A 10,131-nucleotide genomic window follows, 5' to 3' on the forward strand; every position below is an offset into this window, starting at 1 on the left:
AGTGGCTTACATTTTTCTGCGATTATCAGTTGCTATATCCTTTAATGCATCAACAAACATATTAATAAAAACAGGAATTTTATATTTTCCTGACCAGCGATTTCCTATTGAATCATAAATTATTTTATGCAAAGGTTTTTCAATAGATTTGATTACTTCATCATTTAATACTTTGCCACATAAAAGATTTTCAATATCACCCAACCTATTTGGTTTCTCAAAAAGGGAACCTGTGGCAATACGGCATTCATCAATATTAGCATTTTTTGCGAAACTTATCATTACCGCAAGTGTTATTCTGGAAATATTCAAAGCATTCCGTCTACCCAATTTATTATATCTGTAATAATATTTCTTGTTGAATGATTTAGGCAAAGTAATTGCTGTAAGAAGTTCATCCTTTTTTATCAGAGTTTCATAATTTTTTATAATGAAATCTTTAACTGGAACCTTCCTATTTTTACTTTTACTTTGTAAAATAAGTATTCCATCGTAAATAATTAAAGGGGGAATAGAATCTGCACAGGATGCTGCATTTACAATATTTCCACCAATAGTGGCACGATTTCTAATCTGTTTTGAACCGATTTTGGAACAGGCTTCAATTAGAATTGGATAATTCTTTTGAATTATCTGATTCTCAATTATTTCTGTAAATGTAACCGTGCTTCCAATCTGAACTCCATCATCATCTTCTTTGATTCCTTTTAATTCAGGTAAGAAGTATATATTCAATAATGTTTGTGGATTTGTTTCTTTTCGTAGTTGAATAATTACATCTGTTCCTGCTGCAAGAATTTTATAATTATCCTTTGATAATAAATTAAGAGCTTCGTTTAAACTTGTTGGTGTAACAGTTACTATTTTAGATAGATACGGAATAGTCTTTTTTTCATTAGCTTTATGGAATTTTTCTTCACTTTGGCGGCTTGGCTTTTTTAAGTTTTTTCCCAGAAATACTTTTTCAAGAGTAAGAGGAATTTCATAAGACCTTTTACCCAGAGCAAATGATAATGCATTATTAATTGCCGGTGCTGTTAATTCTAATGTTGGTTCACCAATACTTTTTGCACCAAAAGGTCCGAATTTATCCGGATTCTCAATTAAAATCGGGTCAATTTTGTGAATATCTTTTATAGTGGGGATTAAATATTCATCAAAATTTTCTGATTTCACAATTCCATTTTGAATATTAAAATTCTCAAAAATTCCGTATCCAATACCTTGGGCAACTCCTCCATAAACTTGTCCTTCTGCTCCAAGTCTATTTATTACTTTTCCAACATCGTGGGCTGCTGTTATTTTCAGAACATCTATTTTACCTGTATGTGTATCCACTTTAATTTCTGCAATTTGGCATCCATAGACATAGGTAAAATAGGCATTCCCCTGACCTGATTTACCATTCCAACTAACATCCGGTGCTTTGAACCAGCCATAAGCAGAGAGATTCACGCCTTCAAAATATGCCTTTTCTGCTGCTTTATTAAATGGAATTGGCACTATGCCAGCAATTGAATTTTTGCGATATATATATCCATCCCTCCATTCAGTTTCTTTGATATTATCTACCTTCAGATCATTTTTAATTACATTAAATATTCTTTCTTTAACAATATTGGTTGCTTCAACAACGGCATTGCCGCCCATCAAGGTTCCCCTTGATGCAACTGTTGGTCCTCCATCTGTAATAGTGGCTGTTTGCGGGTTGAGGAAAACAATTTTATCAAGACTAATGCCAAGTATTTCTGCAGTAATCTGAGAATATGCAGTGCGTAATCCTTGCCCATTTTCATTACATCCTGCAAGGATATATACACTTCCATCTGCCTGAACCGAGACGATTGCAGAAGATGCATCAGTTCCTTCAGCTCCAAGTGAGCATCCTCTAAAACTGCAAGATAGTCCTATCCCATATTTGAATCGTTCGCCAATTTGATTTTGCCTTTTATGTTCAACAATTCTTTCCTTATAATTGCTCTTTTTTACTGCTTCACCAATTACCTGTAAAAGTGAAACTTTATGCTCGGAAAGTTTCTGTCCACTGGCTGTAATACTCCCTTGTTTATATCCATTAATTTGTCTTATTTTTAGTGGCGTTATTCCACAAGCTTCTGCAATTTCATCCATTAAAGATTCTTGAGCAAAAACAATTTGTGGAGAACCAAAGCCACGGAAAGCAGCAGTATAAGAATTGTTAGTGTAAACTGCTCGGATGTTTGTTTCTACATTTTCAATCTCATAAGGTCCTGTAGCTTGAACTACAGAACGCCATGTAACAAAAAAGCTTTGTGAAGAATAAGCTCCACTATCAGCAAGAATATCTATCTTCATTGCATTAAGTTTGCCATCTTTATTAAAACCCACTTTATATTTCATTATATATGGATGCCGTTTGTAACTCTCTATAATTGAACTTTCTCTTGTGTTTGTAAGCCTAACTGGCTTTCCTGTAGTTTTTGCCAATAAAGCAACTCTACAAGCCATAGCATTGATAACATCATCTTTCCCGCCAAAAGAACCGCCAAGAGAGGAACTCATCACATTCACCTGATTAAGTTTTAATCTCATAAATTTCGCTACAATTTTTCTTGTTGTATATGGATTTTGAATTGAACCATAAATTTTAAGCCCTTTTGATGTTGGGTCCGGGACAGCAGTTACAGTTTCTGGCTCAATATAAGCATGCTCACAAAAATCAGTTTTATATTCTCTCTCAACAATATAATCAGACTTTGCAAAGCCTTTTTCTACATTGCCTTTGCGAAGCGGATAGTGAATTACAACATTACTTTTAAATTCAGGATGAACCAATCTTGAATCTGTTTTAATTGCTTCCTGAATATCAAAAACTCCTTCAACAGGTTTGTATTCAACCTTAATTTCATCAACAGCATTATATGCAATTTTTTTTGATTTTGCAGCAACAACTGCGATAATATCACCAATGTAAAACACCTCATCATTTACGATAGGATATTGGTCGGCACGGATAGGACCTATTCTTTTTTGTCCTGGAATATCCTTATAAAGTGCGATTGCTGCGACTCCATCCAATTTTTCTGCTTTTGATAAATCAATTTTTACGATTTTCCCAGCTGGAATATCCGTATATTTACAAGCAGCATAAAGCATATCTGGAAATCTTATATCATCTCCAAAAAGTGCTTTTCCTGTAACCTTCTCGTAACCATCAACGCGAATAACCTTTTTGCCAATTATTTGATTCATATCTTCCTTCCTACCACAAAGGCACAAAGTCACAAAGGTTTTATTTTATTAATTTTTTATTCATAAAGTGGCTTATTTTATATAAAAAATTTGATAAGCCAAAATGAATATGGACTGCCTGAACAAAAAGTCTATTTTTTATCCTCACTCCAACCCTCTCCTTTTCAAGGCGAGGAAGCCGGAAAGTTCCCCTTCTCATTATAGGAGAAGGGGTTAGGGATTGAGGTAAAAAATACAAAATATACTAAATTTATCATTTTATGCTAATTTTATTTAGCTTTCGTTCAATCACTAAGTAGCTAAATGCTAATCCAATCCTTTAAATCTTCCAAACATTTTTTTTGAAATTTCTATAGAATGACTAATAATTTCATCATATTTATCAATTGATTTTAATCTAAAATTATCTAAAAGTATATTATCTCCTTTTATTACCCAACGGGCTTGAGATTCGGTTATTCCATAAATAAAATGGCTGAGAAAAGTATCTTCATTAAATGGAGTTGCAGGTTTATAATCAAAAACAGCAATATCTGCAGGTTCATTCTCCAGAATTCCGACAGGAAGTCCGTAAGCCTTCTTCAACTTGTATGAATTCAAAAACATTGCTTCCATTTCAGAAAAACCAATATCAGGATCTTGATTTTGATATTTTGTAAATAGGAATGAGTTTTTGTAAAATTTCAAAATATTGGAACTCATCCCATCAGTTCCAACCGTAACTGGCAGTCCTGCATTTATAAGTTTTGAAATATTTGCAACATTAAGTGCGTTATTCATATTAGAATCAACAGCTTGAACTAAATAAATATTTCTATTTTGAAGAATACTTATTTCTTTATCAATTAAATTACTGCAATGAACGAGTAGTGAATTTGAACGAAGCAAGCCGAAGCTTTCTAATCTTTCAAGAATTGATTTTTTATATTTTTTTTGGCAGTCCATTTCATCAACCTTGCCTTCAGCAATATGAATATGTATCGGGAAGTCTTCTGTTTTTTGGCTTATTACTTTTAGATTTTCATTGTCAAGTGTAAATGAAGCGTGAAGTCCAACCATTCCCTTTATAGAATTCGGTTTCTTTTTCTTAATAAAACGAATATTCTCTTTCAATGACTTTTGAAAAACCTCATTCCCGTTTCTATTGGAAATTTCGAAGCAAAGGACACCATTCAGTCCAAAATTTTCAAAAACTTCAGCCATTGTATCAAGAGAGCCCTCAATATAGTTTGCAGAAATATGATGGTCAAAAACGGTTGTTACTCCATTTCGCAAGCAGTCCTGCAAAGTAAGAATTGCAGAAAGTCTAACATCGTCTTCAAGTAAAGCTTTATCCAATTTCCACCAGAGATTTGAAAGTATTCCGATAAAATCCTTGAATGGAGTCTTTGCTGGTATCCCTTTTGATAGGCAGGAATAAATGTGATGATGTGCATTAACTAATCCGGGAAGTATTACTCTATTTTTGACATCTATTACTCTATCTATTTTATGAAATGTTTTATTATATTTTACTATGCCATTTTTGATGTAAATATTCTTTTTATCAACTAAAATTCTATCTTCCTGTGGGAAAATAAGATAACCATTTTTTATCTCAATATTCATATCAATTCTCCAATAGAAAAGTTGATTACAAAAATTGTTACTTTATAAATTATAGTCAATTTAATAATTAATTCAAAAGTGTTTTGAGCCTTGACTTTAGTTTTTTATGTCCGCGATGAGGTAAGAGTGGGACTCCTGCACTCAATCAACTCGAGTAAACTCCAGCGGAAATCCATAATAAAGGTATTATGGAACATTTTGGATTCCCATGTCAAGCCATCCAAAAAGAATGGAGACATGCCTCAGAATGACAATTTTGGCTATAGGGATGGATATCATCATCCCGAAAGATTGTAAATCACTTAGATGAAGGCTAACCTTTCATCTACCCTATAATTTTTCTTCTGATTGTTACTTGGAATTCAAAATATAATAAAAAACTTATTTTGTAAGAATTATCATCCAATTATTTCTATTAAAATAATCATCCTGCAATTTCTTAAAATTTTTATATTCAGAAGCACTCACCTTTTTATTTTTGATGATAAAATTTGAACTATAGGTGATTTTATTATTTGCCTTCCTTGATTCAATCTCAAACTCTGCATATTCATTATCTTTTGACACAGAATTCGGTAAATACTCTATTTTTAATACTTCTGGAATTTCTATTTTTGCAGAATAGGAATATATTCTCTTTGAGTAAAGTTCAAGGTCATAATCTCTTTTCCTTATAGACGAAAAATTTCCTATATTAGCACCATAGATGGATAATTGAGGAATTTTAAAGCGAACTTTATCGCCCTGAAAAGTAGCATAGTGTGGAGATTCAAATATTAGCTTTACAGTCATATCTGAACTCAAGTCCTCTGGATTTGTAAAATCATAAGAAATAAGTTTTGAACCACCTCTTATATTGTTTACGACACCTTCAAAGAAAATATCCTGCTCATCTTTATTCTTATGCTTGAGTTGATTTTTCACATGAAAGTCACAATAACCTGTTGTTTTAAGTTCAAATACACCTTTTAGATTTCCGTGCTCGTTAATTTCAGCATTTAAAGTAACTTGAGCTTTGCTCTCCTTCTCATCCAGAACAGGAATCTCTACAAACTTTGCTTTGTCCTCTTTTATAATCAGCCCTTCTTTACCTTGATATGAATTGGGAATCCAGCCATATCTATTAAACTGAGTCATTGGTGAGACGAATTGGATATCTCCATTGTGTTCTATGGCAACCATAATGCTGTTGAATTGCGATGGCACCGGAAGAGAATTATCCATATCCAGTAATATAGAACGACTAAGACCCACTATTGAGAAATATCCCCATTTGCGCGTATTAACAAGCACAGGATATCCAGCTATGCCAGCGGCTTTGAGCATAGTAACCAGAAGCACAGCTTTATCTTGTGGGTCGCCATACTTATTTTCTAATACCTCTTTTGCCTTATTAGGCTGGTATCCACTATCTCCAAAAGAGAGATAAACACTTCTTATCTTCTGTTTCACAAACAGGGCGATATTTTCTATCTGTTCTTCTTTTGTCGCTCCTCCAAGTTCTTCTACGACTTTTTTAATACTCTTGTTTGCTTTTGCAGATTTGTAGAATTTCTCGCCATACCACTTGCCAAAATCTTCCCATGAACTATAGAAAGTAAAGAGCAATTTTGGGGCTATTTCAGAAATTGGCGGCATATCAGGTTCTGAGTTAATTTTAGGAATATCTTTTAGAGCAAATGTATATGAGACCATATCATTAGATAATTGCTTAATGATAGGCTCAATATCATTGCCAATAAATTCCTGATTAAATTTGTTTTCCTCTTTCAAAGGGAGAATAATTGTAAAGATTTTCTTTTTAATCGGTTCTATCCCTTGAAATAAAACATCGCCAAAAAGAGGATGCTTTATTGGTTTTTTAGATGAGACTTTGTAGTGATATTCTATAATAACATCCGGTTCAAGAGCTGGGAATGAGACAACTTTCATCAGTACATTTGTATATTGTGTGGCGAACCCAACCTCTGGAGCGCTTACATCAGAGATAGCATCTTTCTCTGCTTGCACGATTTTTCCAGATGGGAGTATTGTTTGGGCTGTTAAAACCTCAAACTCCTGAGAATTCTCATCATATCTTTCTTTTATATCACCAAATATTCCTCTACCTCTTTTTTCTAATATTTTTATACGGAGAAATCTCTCCTTTGTGACCTGCATATCTTTATCTAAAGTTATAGTAGTACTATCAAGAAGAACCACGCCAGATGCATTTGGATATTCTCTCGCTTCAGATAAATTCGGGAAGATTGTCGCTAACAAAAAAACAATCAAAATATACTTTTTCATAATATCACCTCTTATTTAATTTTATTTGGAGTGCTTGCCTTTGCGTAGCTTCGGCGAAGCGAGGCGAAAATGACTCCCCGATCCATCGGGACTCCGTCTCGGAGCTGGCGGAGAACTTTTCGCTTTGCTGATACGCTGAAAGTTCGTTCCGACAAGTCGGAACTCGTTTCAGCACTCCTCTTTTTATCTGCTATTGGATTTTTTTAAGAATTATTTCCTGGCCGCTCTTCTGTGCCATCTCATCAAAAATGGATTTCATCCTTTTATATTGTTCTGGTGAAAAAACGAATTCATTCATAACTGACTCGGAATAATGTAAAATATAATCATCTTTGAATTCATAATTATTTTCTACCTTGAAAAAATCCACATTTTTTTCAAAATTTTCAGGAAGTGCTTCTATATCATATCCTTCAGGAATGTAAATCTTTTCTTCTGCTATCGCTTTAATGGTTGTATATAGATAGAGAGGATATTTTCTCTCGTCTAATGCGAATGGATTTCCTCCTCCACCAAATGATATATTACCTGCACCCCCGCCAGACAGAGGAGCTTTGAAGGAAAAAGTGTCTCCTAAATTTAAGCCATAGTTTTCAGCACTAAAAATCAATGTTATTTCTAACGGTTGATAAAGGTCTTTTGGGTCACTGTAATAGAAGGTATCAATAACTGCACCTGTTACCATACTTGCTGCTATTGATTGAAATGTCTGGTTCAATTGCTCGGGTGGAAGCATAGTAAGTATACTCCTAAAGGACATATCCATAAGACCTGATAACTTCCATGTCATGATTTCATTCAGATTTCCATTTTCATCTAAGTGCCCTTCTGCTTCCATAGAAAAGAAGTTTTTCTCTGCCGGTACTTTTGGAGTATATTCCAAATCCTCACCATCTTCGTCACAAACTAATACAGCCTTTTCTTGTTCAATTGATAATAAGAATTCTCTTGTATTTTCTGCAGTCGGGTCAATGTATAGAAAACTGCCATCTTTTTCTCTAACTGCTGTTATGGCGTGATTGAACTGGTCAACTGGAATATCCCTTTCAATATTTAGCATTGGGTTAGTTAATACTGTATAGGCATCAAATCCTGCTTTTCTTAGCATTGCTGCAAGAAGACAAGCTTTATCTCTGCATACACCATATTTATCTCTAAATGTCTTTGTTGCTGGAAACGGCTCGTAACCACCTTTTTTACCTGACATCTTGGTTCCGACATATCTGTTATTTTGGGAAACATAGTAATACAACGCTTTGATGCTATCCTCTCGCGTTTTTTGTCTAACAAGCAAACTGTCTATTACTGCATTCATTGTATCATTTGTGGCAAACTTATCCTTGCAGAGATTCCAATACCACTTTGACCACACCTTCCAAGAAGGAACAGAAGTAACGAGGAGTTTTTTACAAACATCAGGAATTGGCGGCATCATTGGTTCTTTAACTATGCCTGGAACATTTTGAACAGACCATTTGTAAATGATTTTATCTTTCTTTTCACCCTTCTGAAATTTTACTGTCTGGCCTTCATCATTCTTTACTTTCCAGTTTAAAAGAATTGGTGAAGCTACTGAATAGACTTTTCGGATTATTGGATTATTCCCTTCAAAAAGAATATAAGCATCAAAATTATCCTCCATAGGTGGACTCTGCATTTTGTCTTTTACTGTAAACTCAACGGACGAGCCTTCTTCAACATTAGGAAAAATAATCTTTTTCATTCTAACATTTGGCAGGAAAAACTTACCAAAAGCTGGAATTTTCACATCTTTAATGTCTTCCTTTGGAACATTCATAACCTTTCCATCAGGAGAAATCACTCTTGCTATTTCTACAATTACTGTATCATATAAGGTGAAATAGCCAAAGGTCGCTTCTGAATACCAAGCTTTCCCTTTCATTGTCAGGATTTTGACAAGTTTGTGCTGTGTTGATACATACTTGCCAGATGGTTCAAGGTCTATCCCAGTGCTGTCAATTACTACAACCGCGTTGGCGGTCTCATATCCTTCCTTATTTATATTTTGAAGGAAGGAATAGTTAATTCGTTTTGCACAACTTAAAGCCAATACAGAAATTGCTAATAGTAACAATATTTTTTTCATCACATCCTCCGTTTAATTATTTTACCACGAACTACACTAACTTGCACGAACAGATATGAATACTTAATGAATGAATTCTATAATGTTAGTGATAGTTCGTGTTTGTTCGTGGCTTATCTTACTCTTTTTATTTCCACATCCTGGTTAACATAAGTTGGGACTTCCATATTACCCATTGGAGAGCCTTCAATATAAGATTTTCCTTCCAAAGCAACGTGGATTTTAGCAGACGAGACAAAGCCATCTTCCAATGAGCAGATAATTTTTCCTTTTGTAGTTCCGCTCATTTCTGTCTTAATTTTCATTCCTTTTTGGTCAATAGATTTATCAACAGATATTTCTGATTTTGTTGTGATAACTGCAATTTCTTTTCCCTCTTTATCCTGCTGAAATCCTGTTAAGGTGTATGTTGAACGGGTAGATTGTCCCTCTTCTTTATAATCTCGCTCCCATGTATCACCAATGTTCACTTGCTTATCTGGAAGGAAACCGTAAAGTGACCGAATATAACTTTCAATCTCTGAGCCTGTATCCTGGGACTCTAATTCTTTATAACCCTCTATATTTAGAATTTCACCATTTTTTAAAAGGGTTATGCTGAAAGATTTACCATTAAGCTTATCAATATCTGGAATAGATTTCATAACTCCCTGAACTCTTATTGTTCCTTCTGCTTTGTCAATAGTGGTTTTTAGAAAAACTGTATCATCTTTAACCTTTTCAACTTCATTTGAAATGTCAAAACCCATTGTAATATTTTGGTCTTGCGTATTGCCCTGAATCACCATTGTGTTTGTCATTATCTCTGTTATCTTGTATTTGAAAACCAAACCTTCTTTGAATGTTTGATTTAGTAAGACTGGACCTTTTTTTATAATTACATTCTTTGCACAACC

At 34.0% G+C, this 10,131-nt stretch carries 5 protein-coding genes; all 5 read right to left on the reverse strand.

Going from position 1 to position 10,131, the window contains the following annotated elements:
* Nucleotides 1-6: 6 nt before the first annotated feature.
* Nucleotides 7-3,231 (reverse strand): molybdopterin cofactor-binding domain-containing protein, encoded by a 3,225-nt coding sequence (locus U9R23_07035; GenBank protein ID MEA3476175.1) that lies wholly within the window; start codon nt 3,229-3,231, stop codon nt 7-9.
* 306 nt (nt 3,232-3,537) lie between these two features.
* The gene (locus U9R23_07040; protein MEA3476176.1) at nt 3,538-4,839 is read right to left on the reverse strand and encodes an amidohydrolase family protein; all 1,302 of its coding nucleotides are present in this window, start codon (nt 4,837-4,839) and stop codon (nt 3,538-3,540) included.
* A 381-nt stretch (nt 4,840-5,220) separates the two neighbouring features.
* Nucleotides 5,221-7,128, reverse strand: coding sequence for a DUF3857 domain-containing protein (locus U9R23_07045; GenBank protein ID MEA3476177.1), 1,908 nt, complete (start codon nt 7,126-7,128; stop codon nt 5,221-5,223).
* Between the two features lie 190 nt (nt 7,129-7,318).
* On the reverse strand, nt 7,319-9,235 hold the full coding sequence (locus tag U9R23_07050; protein MEA3476178.1) for a DUF3857 and transglutaminase domain-containing protein: 1,917 nt from the start codon (nt 9,233-9,235) through the stop codon (nt 7,319-7,321).
* Between the two features lie 113 nt (nt 9,236-9,348).
* A partial coding sequence (locus U9R23_07055; protein ID MEA3476179.1) for a DUF6263 family protein occupies nt 9,349-10,131 on the reverse strand: 783 nt, incomplete at its 5' end.

This window comes from Candidatus Cloacimonadota bacterium (genome assembly GCA_034722995.1).
Classification (GTDB): domain Bacteria; phylum Cloacimonadota; class Cloacimonadia; order JGIOTU-2; family JGIOTU-2; genus JAGMCF01.